Below are 21,722 nucleotides of genomic sequence, written 5' to 3' on the forward strand. Positions count from 1 at the left end.
GTTATTTATATTTAGCTTTCATTTACATTCATGCTCTTAATAAAGTGAAGAAATTAGTAAGGGGGACTATTAAAATGAACAAAAAATTCTTTAAGCAGTTAAAAAAAATGGCTACAAATAAAAAAGGATTAAGTGCCGCTGCAGTAGCAGTAGGAATTATGGGTACAACTTTAATTCCTCAAAATGCCTATGCACATGGGTTCGTTGAAAAGCCAGGTAGCCGTGCTGCTTTATGCAGTCAAAATTATGGGGCGCTGAATTCAAATTGTGGAAATATAATGTATGAACCGCAAAGTTTAGAAGCACCTAAAGGATTCCCGCAAGGCGGGCCAGCTGATGGGAAAATTGCTTCAGGGGGAGGCCTATTTGGTGGAATTCTTGATCAACAAACAGCTGATCGATGGTTTAAGAATACTATTAAGGGCGGGGAGAATACATTCACTTGGAAATATACTGCTCCTCATTCAACAAGTCAGTGGCACTATTACATTACAAAAAAAGGATGGAATCCAAATAAACCTTTAACAAGAGTGGATTTTGAACCAATAGGAACTGTAAAACACGATGGTTCTGCAGCATCTAATAATCTATCACATAAAATCAATGTACCAACTGATCGCAGTGGATATCATGTCATTTTAGCAGTTTGGGATGTAGCTGATACTGTAAATGCTTTCTATAATGTGATCGATGTGAATCTAATAAATAATGAAAAACCAGATACAGAAGCGCCAACTCAGCCATCTGGAGTACAAGTCGTAAAAGCTACTTCAAATAGTGTAGAACTTAGTTGGAAGCCTGCAATCGATAATGTAGGGGTCAAAGAATATCAAGTATTACGTAATGGTCAATTAATCAATACTGTAGTGGGTACAAGTGTAGTTGATAAAAAATTAAGCTCGAACACTGAGTATACGTATACAGTAAAAGCAGTAGACGCTGCAGGGAATATATCAAGGGAAAGTGAAGCGTTAGTTGTAAAAACAACAGTGGAAAAACCAGATACAGAAGCACCAACTCAGCCTAAAGGATTACACAGTATGGGAACCACTACGAATAGTATCGACTTAATGTGGAGTCCGTCTGAAGATAACATAGATGTGAATCATTATATTGTCTATAGAGAAGATGGAGGTGTTATGAAAGAAATAGGCACTGCTAATACAACTTCATTTACGGATAAAGATTTACAAGCGAATACAATATATAAGTATGTAGTTTCTGCTGTTGATACAGCTGGCAATGAATCAATGAAAAGTGATGCCTTAACAATTGCTACAAAAGGACAAGAAAACACTTATGAACAATGGGATGCGTATAAAGCGTATAAAAAAGGGGATAAAGTAGTTCATGAGGGTAAGGTTTACGAGGCAGTTCAAAGTTATCAAGGGAATGGAGATCCAAACTGGATTTTTGCTTTGTCATTATGGAATGAAGTAAATAAATAATTAAAACAGTTGCTCATTTTAACGAATTTACCGAAAGAATTCGCCTTCCTTAACCGTGTGAAGAGGGATAATAAAGCGGTAGGTGCATTTCAGTTTGGTATAGCCAAAAGCTAATGATTATTGGTGGAAGAACATAAATCTTTCGTAAGTGAGTCTAGTATAATTAATTTCTAAACTCACATCTTTTTATGAAAATAAAGAATTGAATTCTGTTTATTCTTATTTGTTTTGTATGAATTATAAGGTATACTAAAAGTAGGTGCAAAAATGCACTATTTGAAAAAGAGTGCAAGGCAAAAAGGAATCCGTAAAGGATTCCTTTTTTTGTTTTTCAGCAAATAAAGCAACTTTCTAATTAACTCTTTCTTTTTATAAACTTAAAATGTATTTTTGAAAAATTGCCATATTCCTGTAACAAAACAAAGGTAAGTTATGTGTGTAAAATATAAAGAGAAAGAAGGAAAAGTTGTGAAAAAAATTTTGCCAATTGTTGCGTTATTAGGCATGATGAGTTTTGGAGTACAGGAAATGAATGTAAGAGCTGATACTTATCATAAGAGCGATTCAAAAATTAGTTTTTGGGATTCGAAAAGAAAGGGTACTAATTTCATGAATAGTACGTCATTACCTGAAAACTATAAAAGTGCAAAAGAAGCTAATATTGAATATGTTCGTTTAGCACCTGATAAATGGGCGAAAGATAAAGATTTTCTATTTGAAGATAAACCAGATACTTCTGGAAAGGATTTTCTCATAGGTAATTCAGATAACTATCAGGGATTAGTAAAGGAAGATCTAGAAAAATTAAAGGCGGATTTAGATGCCGCACAATCACAAGGAATGAAAGTCGTTGTTACAATGTTATCCTTACCTGGTGATCGATGGCGCCAATTTAATAATAATAAGAATGACGACAGAATATGGGAAGAAGAGAAGTATCAAGAACAAGCAAGTCAATTTTGGAAGGACCTCGCTCTGGAACTAAAAGATCACCCCGCGGTGGTTGGTTATAATATTATAAATGAACCACATCCAGAAACAGCTAAAAATAATAGATATAATGATTTTTGGACAGAAGATTACGAGAAATGGTATGCAAAAGTGGAGGGAACGACAGCGGATTTAAACAGATTTTATCAAAAGGTGATCAATTCCATTCGTGAAGTAGACCAAGAAACACCAGTTATTTTAGATTCAGGTTTATATGCTACTCCATGGGCCTTTAAATACTTAAAGCCAGTAAAGGATAAAAAAACGCTTTACGCATTTCATATGTATGAACCATATGAATTAACGAGTCAAGGTGAAAAGAAAAATAAGGAATATCAATATCCAGGATTAGTAAAAGTAGGAGACTTAGAGAAACCTGTAATGTGGAATAAGGAGGGATTAGAGAAGTTTTTGAAGCCAATTCAACAATGGTCTAAGAAAAATCATGTACCATCTAATCGAATTATTGCAGAGGAGTTTGGAATTAACCGTACTGTTCCAGGTGCTACCCAATACATGCAAGATCTTATTTCTATCTTTAACCAAAAAGGATGGCATAAATCATTCTATGCATTCCGTGAAGACACTTGGACAGGGATGAATTATGAATTGGGAACAGGAAAAATAAAATGGGATGAAGAGGATAAACCGATGCGTCAAGATAATTCACTCTGGGATGTAATAAAAAAAGATTTACAAACGCGTAAATAGTTTAGAATATTAGGCTTAAGGACTAAATGTAAGCATCTAATTCAAATAGAATTAGATGCTTTTTATTTCGAAAAAAGGTGGAGTTGAATTAAAGATTCCATCTTTTCTTTTGCATAAAGAGTACCAATCAGGTTTATTTACAACGAAAAATAAGCTTTTTAGAGAATAGCTTAGAAAAAATTGTGGAGGTTCAAACAAATGTGGTCGTATTTGTCTAAACCTTTAAAGCGAAAAAAGTTTTATGAATTTTTTGTGAGATTCCAATCTTTAAATGTTGTAATTTATTTACTTATTTCTCCAATTGGATATATTTCTCCAATTGGATGTAAGTTTAGAATACAGAATCAAAACATAATAGGCTGTTATCGGTGAGTTTGTCGTAAAGTTGTTATTTAATGTGTCATCAAATAACATTTATATACAATAATAAATAAAAAAGAGGAGATACTTATGAAAAAATATAGAGTAATAGACACAACTTAAATAGTATGAATAGTTTAGATTGTAAAAACATGAAGAAGAAAAAAATCCTTAAGAGTACTAAGGAATAATGAGGGAGAAAATATGGGGAATAATTCAAAACATAAAACTAGAAAAATACTTGCAGCTACCGCTACAGTAACTTTGCTTGCCACTGGAATGATTTCTTCATCAGATGTCTTTGCGGAGCAAAAGGAGCAGCAAAAAAGTTTATCGACATCACTGCAAAGTGAAAAATCAGTTAAATCAGAAAATAGAACATTTACAGTCCCAGGAAAAGGGGATGTTGAGGTACTGAAACAACAGGAAAGAAAAAGTATGGCATTTAGTCCATATGAACCAACTGGTTTATATGCAAAGCCAAATGAACAAATAACGATTAATGTAGAAGGTAATCAAGATATTCAGGTATATATTGGAACGTATTCGTATGATGCTTCTTGGAGAGAAGATTCTAAGATAAAATCATTTACATTAAAACCTGGTGTAAACACAATCCAATCTCCAAATGGGGGGCTGATTTATTTTTATAATAAACAGCAAGGTGGTAGCATTCGAACAACAATTACAACAGGTGGAACGACTACGCCTTTATTTGAACTAGGAAAGCATACGAAACAAGATTTAATAAACATGCTGGACCAGTATCCTAATGCACATGCAGTAGAGTTAAAAGGAGAACGTGTATTAATTACGGCTAGCCCTGCACGTGTTAAGAAATATTTGTTGGGTTCTAATACAGATCCTGTACAACTCTTAAAAAAGATGGATGAAGCTACTCGAATTCAAGACAAAGTAGCTGGATTATCTGAAGAACAAGTAGATAAACATTATGTTCATTACGTAGAAGAAAATCATTCTCCTGATTATTATATGTATGCAACTTCTTATCGAACCGCATATGTAGGAGATGCAATCCAATACGTGTTAGATATGAATAAATTTGTAACAGATGGCTGGGGCCCTTGGCATGAGGCAGGGCATTTGAGACAGCAATCACCTTGGAAATTTTATAATATGACAGAAGTACAAAATAATATATACAGCCTTTCTGTAGAAAAAGCATTTAATCAACCATCCAACTTAGAGAAAAGTGGAATTTATCCAAAAGCATTTCAATATCTAGAACAAGTGAATAAAAATTATGATGAAATTAGCGATGTTTTTGTAAAGCTTGTTATGCTTTGGCAACTACAGTTAGCGTATGGAGAGGATTTCTATCCTAAATTGCATCAATTGTATAGAGACATGCCTTCAAGTGAACTTCCACAAACTGATGAAAATAAAAAACAATTATTTATGATTTCAGCATCAAAAGTAGCCAAACAAAATTTGATTCCTTTCTTTGAGAAGTGGGGATTACGTCCAAATAACGATACCATTCAAAAAGTAGCTGCATTAGGATATCCAATTTTAACAGCAGAGATTTGGAAGGGTACGGATTCTAATCCAATTAAACCAGATATACCTAATGTAAATAATATTTTAGAAGGAAACCAGTTTGCATGGTCGCTGAAAGGGATTGGAGATTTTGAATTCGCAAAAGTAAATTTAAATAAATCAACAGAAGAAATGCAAATTGATCTAAAAGCAGGTGTACCACATAACTATTTTGATAGTACATATGCAAGTATTAAAGTACAAAATGCATCAGGTAAAGTAGTGTACAATAAAGACATTTATGGAAACAAACAACAAAATGCTGAATCACAAAAGGTTCCAGTCAAAGTAGGAGATTATATTGAGCTGACACATTTAGAAGGTGTGCATAGAGCTACTTTAACAAATGTAGGAAACAGTAAACAAGAAAGCTTTGGAAAAAAAGCAATGTATGAAGTCACAAAAGAAGGCTTGAAGAAAGTAGAAAAAATGCCAGAAACAACAGTTTTAGATGGAAATCATTTTGGTTGGTCTTTAAAAGGATATAGTGATAGAGAAATCGCAAAAGTAGATTATAATAGGACAACAGAAAAAATGCAGGTGAATTTAGAAGCAGGCGTACCACATTCTTACTTTAATAATACGTATGCAAGTATTACAGTAAAGAATTCAACCGGTAGTGTTGTATACAATAAGGATATAGTGGGAAATAGTCAACAAACTGCTGAAAGTCAAACCGTGCCGGTAAAAGTGGGAGATTACATTGAGTTTACCCATATAGAAGGTGAAGCAGTAAAGGAAAAGACACGCGCTACACTTATTAACTTTGAGAATAATAAACAAGAATATATAGGCAAAAAAAGAATCTATCAAGTTACTTCAACGGGATTAAACAAAATAGATTAATATGAAGAACATTCTAATTATCAGTTAGATGCAAATAGTCGTTCATTATGAACGGCTATTTGGCTTTTATGTAACAATACGCTCTCTTTTTTATATACTCTCGTTGCCATCAAATGCTACATTTTTTTATAAATATGTTTTTGAATTAATAAATGTTTAAGTGCAATAGATTTGAGAAAAAAGAAACAGAATAGTAGGGTATTTGTTGATAAATCCTCTCAAATATTACAATGTTTTACATATTTGGTATGATGTATATGAGTTCTATGTATATTAAGGGAGGAATGGGAATGAAAAGGTTTATAACACGTGCAAGAGGTAATACAGTCTCAAAAAATTTAGTTTTAATGGTGTTGTCGATGATTTTAATGATATTTATGATTACACCATCCAATGATGTATCTGCAGCCAACCTATCAAAAGCAGCTACATTAAAAGGCGTGAATTTATTTAATGGAAGTTGGACAGTTGCTATACAGGCAGCAAATTTACAATATGTTTCTGCTGAGCCTTTAGGAAATGTAACAGCAAATCGTAATGCAGTTAATGAATGGGAGAAATTCGAATTAATTCCGACTGGAGAATTATATACGTACGCTTTAAAAGCCAAAAGTAATGGGAAGTATGTTTCGTTTGAGCCAAATGGTAGAGTAGTAGCAGATCGTACATCAATTGGGGCATGGGAAAAGTTTATCTTATATAATGGTGGAGACAATAGGATATATGTATTACAAGCACTCAGTAATGGCAGGTATATATCAGCAAATGGTGGTAGAGAATTAACAGCTACTAGTTATGTAGCTGGAAGCTGGGAACGATTTGTTATTGTATACTTCTAAACTTTAAAGTGTTATATGTCTAAATGATAATGGCATGTTTAGTATGTATGAATGCCTAATACAATAAAGTGTTAAGTATTTAATACAAGTGTATATTAATGTGTAAAGGGCTGCAGGTAATTAGCAGTCCTTTTTGTATGGACTTACTGAGGTTATAATGAGAAGAAAAAGAACCCTATAGGGTTCTTTTTCAAGGCATATTAACAGCAAGGAGAATCATGAAATGCTACTTCAAATCTTTATTAGAGGAAAGATTTTGAAAAAGCTTAACATACATCCATTTTTACATATATGTAATATATAGTAAATTGATAATATTTATACTTACTATTACTAATATTCAATTAACATGGTTAACACTATTTAAATGATGTTAAATGGCGCTTAGTACATTATACATTTAGAAATCTAATAGTAGATTTCATTTGTTAAAAAAGGTAATAAATATATTATTTCAAATTAAACTATAGGCATATCGAAATAGGTGAAAACGCTTGAGTACCGTGATTAAATTGCCTTTAAAGATGAGGTTTAGATTAGAGGGCTAATTGGATCTTACTGAAAAGGAAAAATGTTTTTTAGATGAAAAGAAGAAAAGACACCTTTTGGGTGTCTTTTCTTTAGGCAAACAGTTCACATATTGCTGAATTAGATACGAAACCAAAATTCGACTATGAAGTAAATTTTAACATAATCTGAACAGAAAAAAATATGTAATAATCCATTTTTAGTTTTTAATTATTTTATGAAATATAGAGCAGCAACGTAAATAAAAAGGGCATGCAGTCGTATCTGCAGCCCTTTTTAGGAGGAATTCAAGACACCATTAGGACACGTATTGGTAAACAGGTTCAAAAATAGTATATGTGAAAAGAAAAATTCCTATACCAACAGTAGTCAGGATCTTATCTTTTTTACATTTTCAAAAATGAAATTCCGTCCTTTTTGAAATCAGTACAGCCCACACTTGGTTTGTAATGAATTTAGAAAAGTATACATAAAAATGGCAGACAACTATTTTGTTGCCTGCCGGTGCTAGTGGGTTGAATGAGTTAGTCAATTCAATAAATTGTGCTATCTCATTACCAGAAGAGTGAAGCCGCTAGTTCAAACGGCTTAGACATAGTTTGCCTAATAAAGAAAAAATTATGAGTCGAGATTTTGTTTGCTCTATATGAAAAGATAAATAGATATTCATCAGACAAGGATAATTTAGCATATCTTGAATAGGGTGTAGGAACGAATTAAAGAAAGGGATATTTGTTTAGGAAGGGACTGACTCAGGAGTGGGACTTTCGGACAGGGTTTGGGGAGCGGTGATTGCCTTTGGCATTGCGACTAATATCGTTGCTTGTATAATGGCAGTATACATTCAAAAATATGAGCTAATGATAAATCATCTTACAAATATTTTATTTTTAATAATTATCTCTTTAACGTTTATAAAGATGAAAATTAACAGATGGGTGGCTTTAGGATTTACATTAGTTGTAATAGAAAAAGGTATTAAAGCGGGCTATGACTTCTACACACATAATTATTATAGTGTCAGTTGGAGTTTAGCTATTATTGTCTATTGCATATACGAGATGGAAAAGTATCATATTGAAATAAACGAATAGGCGCAACAAAAAGGTGTTAGTAGGTGGAATTCTTTTTAAAATACTATAAAAAAGACACTACAAGAGTGTCTTTTTTTTGAAAATACTCTATAATTAACTTTGGGGAAGGTAATGTTAGAGTATTCGTTTAGCATTATCTTTATATTTGATAAACCATGAAATCGAAAGATTTTGTGGTTTATTTTATGAACAATAGATATTACAGTATTGGCAGTGAGCTATTGATCATTATAAGCATTAGGAGAGAAGGGATTAAAAGTCTAACATCGAATAACAGTTCCGGAATATAGCGTTGCGAAATGATCTCCCATATCCCAGACGGTACTTGCTTGTATATAGCCCTTAAAGCCTTCTGAAGAATAATAAATCTCTTTTGGTATATTTTCTTTAGTTTGGAAATGTGCTTTAGAATATTTTACATAATGGTTTTTAATAACTTTTGATTCTGGAACAATATTGTTTTTTTGTTCCAATGTTTGCCTAGCACTAGAAGGTGGTATGAATTTTTGAGTGTCTTGGTAATTATGATCTAAGGTGTCAGCCTGTACACTGTGTGACGACATAAAAACGCTTAAACTACTTCCCACAATTAATGTTGCAAATGCTAACTTTGAGACTTTCGTTAATCTAATCATTTGATAATCTCCTTTTCATTATTTTGTAAGGTACCTCCTTACACCTCACAGTCTATATCCACTACATAAGGGTGTACATACATATTGATAGACAAAATTCTACAAAATACCTCGTGTTTTTAAGTTTGTGTATAATAATTCAATATTTGATAATTTATCAGAAGCAAAAATGTAGGCCTTATATAAATGAAAATGAATAATTTATGCAGAGCTTGTATATAAAATTATTGTTCAAATATTCTAAAATGAGTTGATAAAGATGGTGTGGTATTATTAGACAATAATTGATTCGATAGGTTGGATTTGAAAAGTGAATTCTCTTTTTGAGCTTTTATGAATCATCAGTGGAGAAAGTAAAACAGAGATTCAATATATAAGCAGGAGCTTTAGTGGAGTAGCTACAAGAAGGGGGATAGTTATAAAATTGTTAAAGCAAAACATAATTATCGAAACTTTCCCTTGTTTCCTTTTCGGATAGGATAAGTAGAAGAAGACAGGAATTTTTTCTTTGAACTGAGCATTTTTGACAAGAATAGATATTTTGATAACTAGAACAAATAAATGAATAATTGCATATACTGTCTTTTCATTAAAGCAAAGCATTATTCTCTCAAAGGAATCACTAAAACAATATGTGAGTCCTTTGAGAAATGCTATTAAATGCTAGATTAATTTCTAATGGTCCCAGTATCTTTTATTTTGACGTGTGTCTTTACATTTATTTTCGCCTCTGCTAACGCTTGCAACCAATCTCCTTTTACTTTTTTCCATTCTTTATATTGAAAAGCTCTAGCATATAGGGATAATCCGATTGGATCAATTTTATTCTGCTGTATTTCATTTAATATATTTTGTAAATTATTATTAATTTCTTTTTGAATAGCACTTTTTAAATGATATATATTTTTTTTATTATCATAGTAACCCTTAATTAAATTCGGATTGGTTTTTTCTATTAAAGCTACATTAGCATATATATCGAGATTAAATACAAACTTTCCGTTTTGAAAAGTAACATCTACCTTCCTTGTCGCGTTCTGTACAAAGATAGAAGTATTTGTTTTTTTGTTGGAATTTTTAGGAGGAAGTGCAAGGTGTAGTATCATTCGCCCGTTACTTTTTGGCTTATTTATAAGATTGAAAAATTTTACATCTTTTTTAGGGATATAAGTTAAATATTTCCCTTTTCGATTTAAAAATGCAATTCCTACTGTGTCGATTTCATTCTTTGTTTTTTTGATAATTGGAACAGTTTGCGTCATTCCATCTTCATTTTGCTCTCTCATTAATTGCTGAATTGTAGAAGAGACGGATTGGTTATTTTGAATTGAGGATTCGATTACACCATTTATATAAGATGATAGTGATGGTTTACTAGGCTTATAAATTTTGAAAATTTCTTCTGCAGGCCCATCTACAAGTACTACTTTAGCATTAATGGTAGCGTAAGGATCACGGTAAGAAGAATCAAGCTCCTGCAACCAGTTTGCTTCTTGCGCTAATTTTTTCCCAATTAAAATGATTTCAGCTTTGGAAGCTGTCAGATATCCCGTTAACTTCGTATCTATCTTACTGAATCCATTATATACAGTTGATGCTTGTGTCCAATGCTCTATAGTACTTTTTTGCTGCTTATGATGAAAGAGTGGTATGCTTGTTCCAACTTTTATGTCTCCATTAGAGGTTCTATCCAAGCCAATTAACAGGATTAATGAAACCTTCTCAAGAGGAATTCTCTGACTACAACCAATTATATATACACAACAAATTACAATCCATATCCATTTTCGAATCAAAGTTGTTTCCTCCTAGTAACCCAAGTAAAAAGAATACTGTAAGCGAAAAATAAGATTGGTAATAGAATAAAGAAAATGACATTTAAGATATCCATAAGAGAATATATAAACAAATATTGATCCACATCGGGATTTAGGAAAATAAATACTCCAACTATAAATAACATAAAAGCAAGCAGCGCCCAATTTCGGGCGTTTTTTTGAAGTGATATGGTCATAGATTCAAAACTGAAAAATAAATACGGATATAAAGTAGTGGAGAATACAATTAAATAGTAAGCGATATAAATAATTTCTAATCGTTCCATGAAAGAAAAACGAACCCCTTGTAACAAATGAAATACGGGCCAAATTACGTCTTTTATCCCCTCGGGGCTAAAGTATATATAAGAAAGAATAGTCACATATAGATAGAAAATCATGGTTCCAGTATTAGCTATTAGTAGTCCTTTTATGGCCTTTTGTTTTTTTTGTAAGAACGGATATATATAATATGCAATTTCTAAGCCAGCATAAGGAGTAATAGTTTCTTTTGTTGCCTTTAAAATAGGGTATAATCCCTCTTTAAAAATAGGTAGTAGGTGTAAAGGGTTGTAGTTACTCTTTAGTGAAAAAAGAAGAAATAGTGGCATCCAAGTAGTGAAGAAGAAAACAAGCATAGAATAACTAGTAAGAGCCCTTAACCCACTCAGAGCTAAAGTAATAAAAGGTAATAGTAATAATATGGTGATTTGATAAGCAGGAGTGGAAGGGAATATCCAAACTTTTACAATATCAGTTGCCTTTAGTAAAGTATTAAAGCCAGCAAAAAATAGATAACAGGCATATAAAAGAAAAAGAATCGTCCCTAGCCATTTACCAAAGTATGTTTTTAAGATTTGTGAGAAATTTTTGTTGGGATTTTTTTGTAACATTAATATAATAAATACACCGATTATAGAAGTAACCATCCATCCAAGAATGATTGAAATCCAGCCATCTGTGCCAGCAATAGTAGCAAGTGGGCTTGGCATAATTAACATACCAGATGCAAGTTGCAGCGAATGGATGAAAATAATAAATTCGAATAAAGTTATATTTTTGAATTTAAGATTCCCCATGCGGACCACCTTCTTTTTTCTTTTCTTGTTTCGGCTGTCCAGTACTCGAGCGGGTGGTAATCATCGAAATAGGAAACCTTACAAAAGAATCTTTTAACTCTTGAAGCCGAAATGGCGCGATTGGCAATCCGTATGGTGAACCATAGGAAGTCAGTGAAACAAAATGAGCAAATAAGAGCATTAATCCACTAACAATACCCACAATCCCATAAAAATATGCCAATAACATCATTGGAAAACGAATAAGGCGTATAGAACTTGATAAATCATAATTAGAAACAATAAATGATGCAATGGCTGTAATAGATACGATAATAACCATAACGTTACTCACAAGTCCAGCTTGAACAGCCGCCTGTCCAATTACAATCCCTCCAACAATTCCAATAGTTTGTCCAATAGGTTGTGGTAAGCGAATACCAGCTTCACGTAGCATTTCTAGTGTAATTTCCATTATAAAAGCTTCCAATAAGGGAGAGAAGGGGACCTTAACTCTTGACGTTGCAATAGAAGTGTATAAATCTATAGGAATGATCTCAAAGTGAAAGGATACTATAGCAATATAAAATGCGGGTAAAAAAATAGCTATAATAAATCCTGCAAATCGTAATAAGCGAAAAAAAGATGCAATGAGCCAATGAATATTATAGTCATCTGGGGTTTGAAAAAATCCAATCAAATTCATAGGAACAACCATAGCACCAGGGGATCTATCCATTAACACTGCTACTTTTCCATCAAGTATATGATTTGAAATGGCGTCTGGACGTTCGCTTAAATAAGCCTGTGGAAAAGGAGTCCAATTTTGATCTTTTGTATAATTAGATAGCTCTCCAATACTTAATACCGCATCTGTTTTGATTTTGCAGATTCTAGTTTCTATTTCTTGGACTACATCTGCGTTTGCTACATCACCTAAGTAAATTAAATAGACTAAAGAAGTGGCTCGTTCTCCAATCGTCAGCTTTTTGATTTTTAACTCTGTAGAAGGAATATATCGACGAATTAGGCCTATATTTTTTGTGACATTCTCAATAAAACCATCATGTGAGCCTTTAATAGTAACTTCTGAAATTGGTTCTTGAATGGCTCTCTCTGCCCAGCCTTTTGTATTTATTAGAAGTGACCGATTTTCTCCTTCCATAAATAGTACACATTGACCCTCAAGTAATCCTTCTTTAATTTCATTCCATGTATATACGATTTTTGTATGAGTAGCAATAATATTAGAATTAAAAATTTTACTGTCTTCATTTACTTCTTGTAATAATGGTGTAACAACATTGGCTTTTAATGCAACACCATCTGTAAGGCCTTCAAAATAATAAAGCAAAATATTCGTGTTTGTTTTTAATTGCAAAGGATGTTCAATCAAATCTGCACTAATATCAAAGATATTATCTAGTGTATTTTTAAGTTGTTTTAGGTTATTTGTTTCGATCTTTTCAATGGTTTTATATGTCTTAGTTTCTAAGGTCTCTTCATTTAAGGACAAAATTGACACCTCTTTAATATATACCGATTAGTTGTAGTTATTATTTTTATATAATTGAATTTTATTCATTAATTTAATCGAATTGGAGATCAGAATTGATAAATTTGATGTGCTATATTATTAATTCAATAATTGAGAGAAAAAAAGTAGAGGTAATTTATGTGGAAATCTAAGTTTCAAGATAGAATTAAAATTTGAATGATTATAATAAAAAAGAACCCTTGATAAGCTCTTTTTCATAGTTGGTAAATATGTTATCAACAATAGATGGCGATTAAGGTAGTAATTTAGATGCCTTTAAGTTAATCAGCTGAATTTTGTAGGAAGAATTCTTTTTCCATACCTTAATGCTCAATGAAAAAGAATATTTCATTTATTTAGGTGTTATAGTGTATTTGAATTTTGCGCACTAACAAATTTTGTTTAGGGACAAAATGTATTTTCTTAATAATCAGAAAAATTAATGCGACAAAATTCTTATTAATTATTTTGCTAGGTATCAAATATTTCTTTGGCCTTATTTTCTTGATATTACCGTTCGTTTATATGTTTCTAAGGGAAAGAAATACTTTCATTTTTATGACCATCTATTGTTTGATTAAGATGGTAACACGAAATAGAAGCGTTTACAACCAGGAAATAAAGAAAAAATATTAAAATGAGACTTTTTTCGACAATTATTTTATGTTTGTATTTCATTTTATTATAGGAAAAGGCAGGGGGAAGCGGACCTTTTCCTATAAAATGTTTTGTTGGAATTAGAAATAACTAAAAAAGTAATATTAGCTTAAAATTAAAATGAAATTCAATGATAAGGTTATAATTGAATTTTAAACCTCAGGTGTATTGAAAGTATGGTCAAATTTTAATCCACGTTGCGTTTCTTCCCTTTGTAACTAGCTTAATATGGCCAAACACTTGCAAGGAATTCAAAGCCTTACTGATTGTACTTTCTGCAATGTCTGGATAAGTGTTACGAATACTTTCCTTAGTAAAAGGTTGTTTTTGTTTAAGTATAAAATCCTGAATTCTCTCAACTTTAGTATGTTTACATATAGAATCTAGAACTGTGTTATGAAGATCTTTGTAAGCCTCTAATATAATTGTTAAAAACGTTTTTAACCAAAAGCTATTATTATGTTCCTCGCAGTACCAATTGACCGAAGATTTATAAATCGAATTGTAATAATCAGATTCATTTTTCTTAATATATTTATCCAAACATACATATTTTACAAATGTATGTCCACTCTTAATTAACAGCAATTGCATTAACATAAATGCCAGCCTGTTATTACCTTGATTGAAAGGGACTATGCAATAAAAATTTAATATAAAACGAGCTATTAATAAAAGTGAATGTAGTCCCTTACTAGTATTTAATGAGTTGTATTGATCACATAATTGCTCCATAAACTGTGGGATAAGTTTATGCGGAAGAATGCGGTAACTATTCAAGTGCATTCCATGTTCTGGAACTCCTGGAATAATAAAAGGCTTTTCACGCCATTTGGCACTGTCAGAGGTAATATAATGTATTAGTTGAAAATGTAATTCCTGTATAGTTGCTGGATTAATTAATAAAGTACAGGAGTTTTTATGTACAAAAGAAAGTGTTTGATAATAGCAAAAAATAGCATCTTCAGAAATATTTTGAGGTACTATATCATCTAAAATAAGTTCTTTTAATCTTTTATTAGGAACTTTTATATCCTCATAAATAGTTGTGAAATTTTTTATGTAATGTAGTGGTATAGTTTTTTCTAAACTATTAAATATGTCAGGGTTTTGTTCCTGATAAGCAGCTAATTTTCCTTTGAATTCGCTAATTTCACTTATTAAATTTATTAACCTCCTTTTTAATTCAATATTTTTGTACTTATCATCAAAAAAGTCTCTCATTTTTGTTCCTCCTGTAACCCCTTAACACGTTGTTGCATATATCTTTCCATTCTAAAGGTATGCTACGATATCGTTGTAAAATAAATACATTTTAGGTCTGATTTTGAATATATATCAGAATCTATATTTTTATTTAACAATTAAAGTATGGAAATTATAAAGAAGAATCGTTAGGATTCAATTTTAATAGGCATAATCCTAACATCAAATGCACAAATGTACAATAAAAAAATAAAACTATCGCTCCTTTTGAAATATTATCTAAAAGAGTTTTAAGAAATTGTAGGTATAGATGTACCTTAGTTTAGGAGTAAATAATAAAGTGGTAATAGAGTTTTCATAGGTGATTAAAAAGTATATAGACTATTAATTTGTGACAATTACGTGCCTAATCTTTTATGCGAATTCTAAAATTAAATCCTAACGAGCTGAATTTTCTATATTTAGCATAAATATTAGGAGAGGCTTGCTGATGAAATGTATCATTTTATATAGAAATATGTAACGTTTAACACTCGAATTGTAAAATATTTTGACATACGTTAATTTAAATATTAGGTACAGGAACATTTAATAAAAACTCAGTACTAAAGTACCCTTTAAACGTTTCATCCTAAGAACGTTTCTCAAGCACACTGAAGTTTACCCTATGTTTCTGTGCCTTATTAGATAAAAATAACATAATAATTTTTTGGAATATGGTAATGAAAAATGGGTTTTCAAATCTTTTCCTTAAATATTAACAATCTATTGATGATCTGTTTAAAGTAAGGAAATGCAGGGTAGACAATGGTATTAATAAAGAAAATACAGTTAAGCTAGATACTTTAAGTTATTTTATAAGTAATTAAGCGTTAAATTGAATTAGTAAGAATATTATATGTGTTTGCTAAATGGCTTGTTTTAATTGGTCTGTTACTATTAATTTATGAATTTTAATATTTAGAAGCTAGTCAACATATAGGTTATATTAGTTATGTGGGTTCTAACCTCAAGTGTATATGTTAAAGGTTAAAGGACTTGTGAGTGGTATAAAAGAAGTGAAAGTCTGGAAGGAACGGATATAATCGGTTTCTTCCAGACTTTTTTTGCTTTTTTGTAATACAAAAAATTTATTTTTCCTACAGGATTTAATTATCTGTTTTAATATTTGAATTTTTTGTGAAATTAAACAAAGTTTTTATTCTTCTTTAAATACATAATGTTACAAAATAGCGTAATTATATTTACTTTATTTTTATAGGAGATTAAAAATAATAATAAATGTACCAATTTATGAGAGATATTAATATATTAATTGGTGATTTGTTCGTTTATCCCTATATTGCTATTATATTAGCGAGAACAATATATTGGGGGGACAAGAATGAATTTGAAATTAACATCTAAATTGGACAGATTAAGAAAAAGTAAAAAAGGAATTGGTGCTTGTGTTCTGGCTGCAGGGGTGACGGCAATTACAATGATTCCTCAAAGTGCGTATGCACATGGGTTTGTTGAAAAGCCGAGTAGTCGTGCTGCTTTATGTAGTCAGAATTATGGGGCATTAAATTTAAATTGTGGAAATGTAATGTATGAACCTCAGAGTCTAGAAGCGCCTAAAGGGTTTCCAGATGGTGGGCCGATTGATGGTAAAATCGCTTCGGCAGGAGGACTATTTGGAGGAACTCTTGACCAACAAACAACAAATCGTTGGTTCAAAAACACAATTAAGGGTGGAGCAAATACATTTACATGGAAATATACAGCAGCACATTCTACAAGTAAATGGCATTATTACATTACAAAAAAGGGATGGGATCCTAATAAACCATTAACACGTGCTGAATTAGAACCAATTGGAACTGTGAAACATGACGGTTCGGCCGCATCAAATAATTTAACACATACAATTAATGTACCAACTGATCGTAATGGTTACCATGTTATTTTAGCTGTATGGGATGTAGCAGATACGTCAAATGCGTTTTATAATGTAATTGATGTAAATTTAGTAAATAATGAAACTCCTGATACAGTAGCTCCAAGTCAACCAACTGAATTAAATGCTTCTAAAGTTTCTGCTAATAGTGTTGAAATAACTTGGAAGGCCTCTACTGATAATATAGGTGTAAAAGAATATCAAGTGTTACGTAATGGCGAAGTAATTGATACGGTACCAGGTACAACTTTTATTGATAAAAAACTAAAAGCAGATACGGAATATACCTATACAATAAAGGCATTAGACTCTGCTGGAAACATATCAAAAGAAAGTGAAAAACTAAAGGTTAAGACAACACAAGCAATCCCAGATATAGAGGCTCCAAGTCAACCAAAAGGATTACATAGTATGGGTACAACAGCGACAACTGTTGATTTGATGTGGAGTCCGTCTGAAGATAATGTAGGTGTTGACCATTATATTGTATATAGAGAAAGCGCTGGGGTTATGAATAAAATTGGGACAGCGGCTACTACATCCTTTATGGATAAAGATTTGAGGGCTAATACATCGTATAAATATGTAGTGACGGCGGTTGATTTAGCTGGAAATGAATCTAGTAGAAGTGATATTTTGAATGTAACAACAAAGTCAGAGAATTCCACATATGAACAATGGGATGCAAGAAAAGCATATACTAAAGGCGATAGAGTAGTACATGAGGGAAAAGTGTATGAAGCAGTTCAAGATCATCAAGGAAATGGCGACTCAAATTGGATTTTTGCCTTATCGCTTTGGAAGCCAGTTTTGAATAAGTGACAGGTGGGAAAAGGTAGTTAACATTTTTGGAGTTTCTTTTAAAAATTAAGGGCTGTTCCAAATATGAATTATCTTATGATTTAAATGATAAATCAATAAGATTTAAACCCCATCCTAATGTTTACGAAATGAAATTAAAAAAGAATCCCAATGGAATTTCATTGGGATTCTTTATTTTCTAATTTGTAATAGCGTATATTTTCACTGTGAATTTGTTAGTGGCACCCATTGGACTTGCAATATAATATTTAGTATTTGTGTAAGCTTCAGTCCTAGATCCATGTGAAATGTTTTTCCAACGAGTAGAATCTATTCCTAGGGAAACATCAATCATTACATTGAAAGAGATAGTAGAAGAATAATCTTTTTCTGAAGGCTCAATAACCCATTTTAATTCTTTGGTACCTACAGGTAAACTATCAATTTTAAAGTTTTGACTGGATCGATTTTGTTGTCCGGATAATGGACTAGATTCAGATGATATTTGCGAAATTAATATTTCTTTTTCATTAGAATGTATACCATTTAATTTAATGATACTATCAATTAAACCTGGACCAGGAAAATCAGCTGCGATGATACCAGAATGTTTAATTATGCCTTGTTGTAAGAGTTCGGTCCCAAGTGTATTCATTCCCCCATAGTATACTTGTCCGTTTCTATCGCGAGGGAAATCACTCCATGCATTTGTGGAATTCGTTTGAATCAATTTAGGACTACTATCAGTATTTCTGCTCTCTTTTCCGCTTGCAATAAACCAAGGATATACATTATTTAAAAATGCTGCTGCGCCTCCCGTACCACTAAAATGGTTGAGATAAATTTTTCCATTATTAAAGTTAGTATTTGCATTTTGTAGATGGGTTTTTATCTCAATCCATTTTGCATATATTTCATCTGGTCCGCTTCCAATTTCAAACTTATCTTGTATATTCAAACCTTCGTAATCAATACCGTACAATTGAGTGGATGTAAAGTTTTGTAAGATTACAATTTTCCCGCGGGTATCTCCTAAAGCAGGGTTATTTCTATCTGAAGTTGGTACGGAATTAGGATTCCAAAAATATGAAGCATTAACGTTTTTATATTTTAAAAATATCTCCTCAAATGATAGAGAGCCGCTTTCAGGAGTAGTTTCTTCTTTTAGGCGCATTAATATTGTTTCTGTTGGATGATCTTTTAAAAATTGAATTGTCTCTTTTAATACATCTTCAAACATAGCTTTTTGATTTACAATGCCATGATACATTGCAAAAGAATCTTTTACACGTTTAACACGCATATCTACATATCGGATTCCAGAATTTAATTGTTGGGATATACTCAAAGTTTGATTTCTTGTCAAATTTTCATCAAGAAAGCTTGCTCCATGTAAAGCCATAGTACCATGAGTCCCTGGAATAGATATTTCACTTAATTTTGTAGAATCTTCTATTTTCGACATCCACGCTGGATTTTGATATCCTATATTGGATTCATAGGAATAACCTGAATGACTATCAGCTAAAATAGTAGATGGTGTACTTAAACTTGCTAGTGTAATACAAGTGAGGATGCTAATTTTAATGGAATTTCTCATTTTTATTTTCTTCATTTGATCTCTCCTGACTTTTAAATAATCGCTAGATGATTTTTTACTATATTTATTGTTTTTCATTCTTAAGGTAATAAATTTTTGGAGTTGATAATAATTAAAAATAGGGGGAGTAAGTTATTTGAGACTTTAATAATTTGTTTTTATAAATTGTACCTAATAGCCAAACGGATTCTTGAAAAATCGAAATATAGCCTCCAAAAACCAACCTTTGCTCGTATTGTATACAAACAAAACAGAAGCCTTAAAAAAGACTTCTATTTTATGACATATAATGAATGATAAGGTGGTAAACAAATCAAGATAATGTGACTGAGTGGTAAAAATTTATTAATAGCTGTTTTAGAATCTCTTATAATAAGGCTAATTACGAAAAGTGGATCTCTACAATGCTAATAAAAATTGGGAAATCCTACTCATTAAAACTTAGACTAACTACAGTTGCGATTGATTGGGCTGCATGTTCCCAGCTTCCATCTATAACTTTACCAATCTGCTGACCAAGTGTATTTAAATCATTTGGATTAACTGGAATTCCATTATACGCAGCAAGAATTGATAAAAGTGGAGCAGCAAATGGTGTCCAACCACCTCTATCAATATTAAATACAGGTTTATCTAGTACCTTTCCATCTTGTACGGTAAACTCATAATAAAATTGATCATCTGGACGAAAACTTAAATGATGAGAAATTTGCCCCTTAACATATTTTTTTCCTGCACCTAGATTTACTACTTCTATTTCTTTCACATTAAATTCATGCTCAAATACTTTGATTTTTTTGACTTCTGGACCGTTTAAGGCAGCTTGAACGGCTGTTTCCAAATTGTTTTGTGCAAAAGGTTGAATACTCATTTGTGCCTCTTTTTGTTGAATAGGAACCTCTTTTTCTGCAGCAAATACCGAGGTAGTAGGTAGTGCACCTGTAGCTAATGTAGCTGCAAGGGCTGTTGTCATGATGCTTTTTCTTTTCATCTTCATAGTTTTCCTTCCTCTCTTAAAGTTATGATATATAATCTTTTCAAGACTGACACGGTAGAATTTTTTCATAATGTACGTAAAAATTAGTTTAAGAATAATGTGAAATTGTGTCAGAAAATTAAAGTTAATTATATATATTTAAGATGATATATATCTACACATATTTTTTCAATTTTTAGATAAATGTAATAGTAATGACTTCTTAAGAACCAATTTAGCACCTTGTTTATCTAGAAAAGTCCTATAAAATACATTTAGTTCATAGTAAAAGTAATATATTTGATATCAAGTGTCTTACATAATGCGATAAAATTTAACAATTTTTTATTATTATATACAGAAAAAGGTAACGGAAAATAAGCAATATGTAATACCTGTTATAGGTGTGAATTATGCGAATATACTTATTGTAACAGCTAAGATGTTAGATAATATTTTGCTTAAAAACATTACTTATCCGGATTAATGAAAAGCATTTTAATGTATTAGTTTGATTTGACATAAAAAGAGGAAGCATTTTTATTTGCGTCCTCTTTTTATAATAATTTATTTAGTTCATTTTCTATCAATCCGTTTAATCCTTTAATAATACTGTAGGCTCAGGAACTTTTTCTTTTGTTTTATTGATAATACTCCTTCTTGGTACTATTCTAAGTATTTTTCGGCTAGGTAAGAGGGATATGATGAAATAGGGAGGCCCATTTTAAAGTAGGATAAATGACTTTTTGAAATTGGTATACAGTTCTTTAATAAATAAAGTTTTTGCAATATGCCTTTATCTATAGGATGAAGCATGGAATCTGTCATTATGAAATAATTGTGATGATAGATAAATACTTTTCCTTCCGGTAGGATCGTGTAATTAGATACATTCGAATAAATAGGTGGTCCATCTAAAAATTGATCTAAACTACGTTGTGAAACTTTAATAACATCTTGAATTGAAAATTTAAATTTGCGAAATGCTACGGTGTTAATAAATGGACGTTTTTGATTATTTTCTATATAAAATAATTCTCCTTTTTCATTTTGCACAACCCGTAGATTTGGTATTGATGTTGTAAGGCTTATGGGTGGTCCTTCTGTATATTTGTAGATA

The 21,722-nt window shown here is 31.5% G+C and carries 13 protein-coding genes and 1 pseudogene; 6 read left to right on the forward strand and 8 right to left on the reverse strand.

Going from position 1 to position 21,722, the window contains the following annotated elements:
- Positions 1-74 precede the first annotated feature (74 nt).
- From V7S45_RS28210 to V7S45_RS28230, 5 genes are all read left to right on the forward strand, one after another.
- Positions 75-1,448 carry a lytic polysaccharide monooxygenase gene (locus V7S45_RS28210; RefSeq protein WP_342762112.1) on the forward strand — a complete coding sequence of 458 codons (1,374 nt, stop codon included), beginning with the start codon at positions 75-77 and terminating at the stop codon, positions 1,446-1,448.
- Between the two features lie 432 nt (positions 1,449-1,880).
- On the forward strand, positions 1,881-3,149 hold the full coding sequence (locus V7S45_RS28215; protein WP_088344222.1) for a cellulase family glycosylhydrolase: 1,269 nt from the start codon (positions 1,881-1,883) through the stop codon (positions 3,147-3,149).
- Between the two features lie 564 nt (positions 3,150-3,713).
- The gene (locus tag V7S45_RS28220) at positions 3,714-5,915 is read left to right on the forward strand and encodes a M60 family metallopeptidase (protein ID WP_088344220.1); all 2,202 of its coding nucleotides are present in this window, start codon (positions 3,714-3,716) and stop codon (positions 5,913-5,915) included.
- Between the two features lie 290 nt (positions 5,916-6,205).
- The gene (locus V7S45_RS28225; RefSeq protein ID WP_088344218.1) at positions 6,206-6,754 is read left to right on the forward strand and encodes a hypothetical protein; all 549 of its coding nucleotides are present in this window, start codon (positions 6,206-6,208) and stop codon (positions 6,752-6,754) included.
- Positions 6,755-8,040: 1,286 nt separating this feature from the next.
- On the forward strand, positions 8,041-8,376 hold the full coding sequence (locus V7S45_RS28230; RefSeq protein ID WP_000524431.1) for a hypothetical protein: 336 nt from the start codon (positions 8,041-8,043) through the stop codon (positions 8,374-8,376).
- A 260-nt stretch (positions 8,377-8,636) separates the two neighbouring features.
- Here the strand turns inward: V7S45_RS28230 and V7S45_RS28235 are convergent, their stop codons facing one another.
- From V7S45_RS28235 to V7S45_RS28255, 5 genes are all read right to left on the reverse strand, one after another.
- Positions 8,637-9,011: a hypothetical protein gene (locus V7S45_RS28235; protein WP_088344599.1), complete on the reverse strand. Its 375-nt coding sequence runs from the start codon at positions 9,009-9,011 to the stop codon at positions 8,637-8,639.
- Positions 9,012-9,679: 668 nt separating this feature from the next.
- Positions 9,680-10,807 (reverse strand): Ger(x)C family spore germination protein, encoded by a 1,128-nt coding sequence (locus V7S45_RS28240; protein WP_088344601.1) that lies wholly within the window; start codon positions 10,805-10,807, stop codon positions 9,680-9,682.
- Complete coding sequence (locus V7S45_RS28245) at positions 10,804-11,907, reverse strand: endospore germination permease (RefSeq protein WP_088344603.1); 1,104 nt, start codon at positions 11,905-11,907, stop codon at positions 10,804-10,806. The genes V7S45_RS28240 and V7S45_RS28245 overlap by 4 nt, the downstream gene beginning before the upstream one ends.
- Positions 11,894-13,402, reverse strand: a complete 1,509-nt coding sequence (locus V7S45_RS28250; protein WP_088344605.1) for a spore germination protein — start codon at positions 13,400-13,402, stop codon at positions 11,894-11,896. The genes V7S45_RS28245 and V7S45_RS28250 overlap by 14 nt, the downstream gene beginning before the upstream one ends.
- Before the next feature lie 858 nt (positions 13,403-14,260).
- Positions 14,261-15,304 (reverse strand): Fic family protein, encoded by a 1,044-nt coding sequence (locus V7S45_RS28255; protein WP_088344607.1) that lies wholly within the window; start codon positions 15,302-15,304, stop codon positions 14,261-14,263.
- Positions 15,305-16,670: 1,366 nt separating this feature from the next.
- On the opposite strand from V7S45_RS28255, the gene V7S45_RS28260 reads away from it, so the two are divergent.
- Positions 16,671-18,047, forward strand: coding sequence for a lytic polysaccharide monooxygenase (locus V7S45_RS28260; protein ID WP_342762113.1), 1,377 nt, complete (start codon positions 16,671-16,673; stop codon positions 18,045-18,047).
- Positions 18,048-18,225: 178 nt separating this feature from the next.
- Here the strand turns inward: V7S45_RS28260 and V7S45_RS28265 are convergent, their stop codons facing one another.
- The 3 genes and pseudogenes from V7S45_RS28265 to V7S45_RS28275 all read right to left on the reverse strand — a co-directional run.
- A complete protein-coding gene (locus tag V7S45_RS28265; RefSeq protein WP_342762114.1) occupies positions 18,226-19,641 on the reverse strand; it encodes a phosphatidylinositol-specific phospholipase C in 1,416 nt (471 codons plus the stop codon).
- Positions 19,642-20,053: 412 nt separating this feature from the next.
- Positions 20,054-20,623, reverse strand: coding sequence for a methyltransferase (locus V7S45_RS28270; protein WP_097861756.1), 570 nt, complete (start codon positions 20,621-20,623; stop codon positions 20,054-20,056).
- A 645-nt stretch (positions 20,624-21,268) separates the two neighbouring features.
- Positions 21,269-21,721 (reverse strand): annotated as a pseudogene (locus V7S45_RS28275) (glycosyltransferase family 2 protein); the annotation flags it as partial.
- Between the last annotated feature and the right edge of the window lies 1 nt (position 21,722).

The organism is Bacillus sp. BR3(2024), from assembly GCF_039134555.1.
GTDB lineage: Bacteria > Bacillota > Bacilli > Bacillales > Bacillaceae_G > Bacillus_A > Bacillus_A cereus.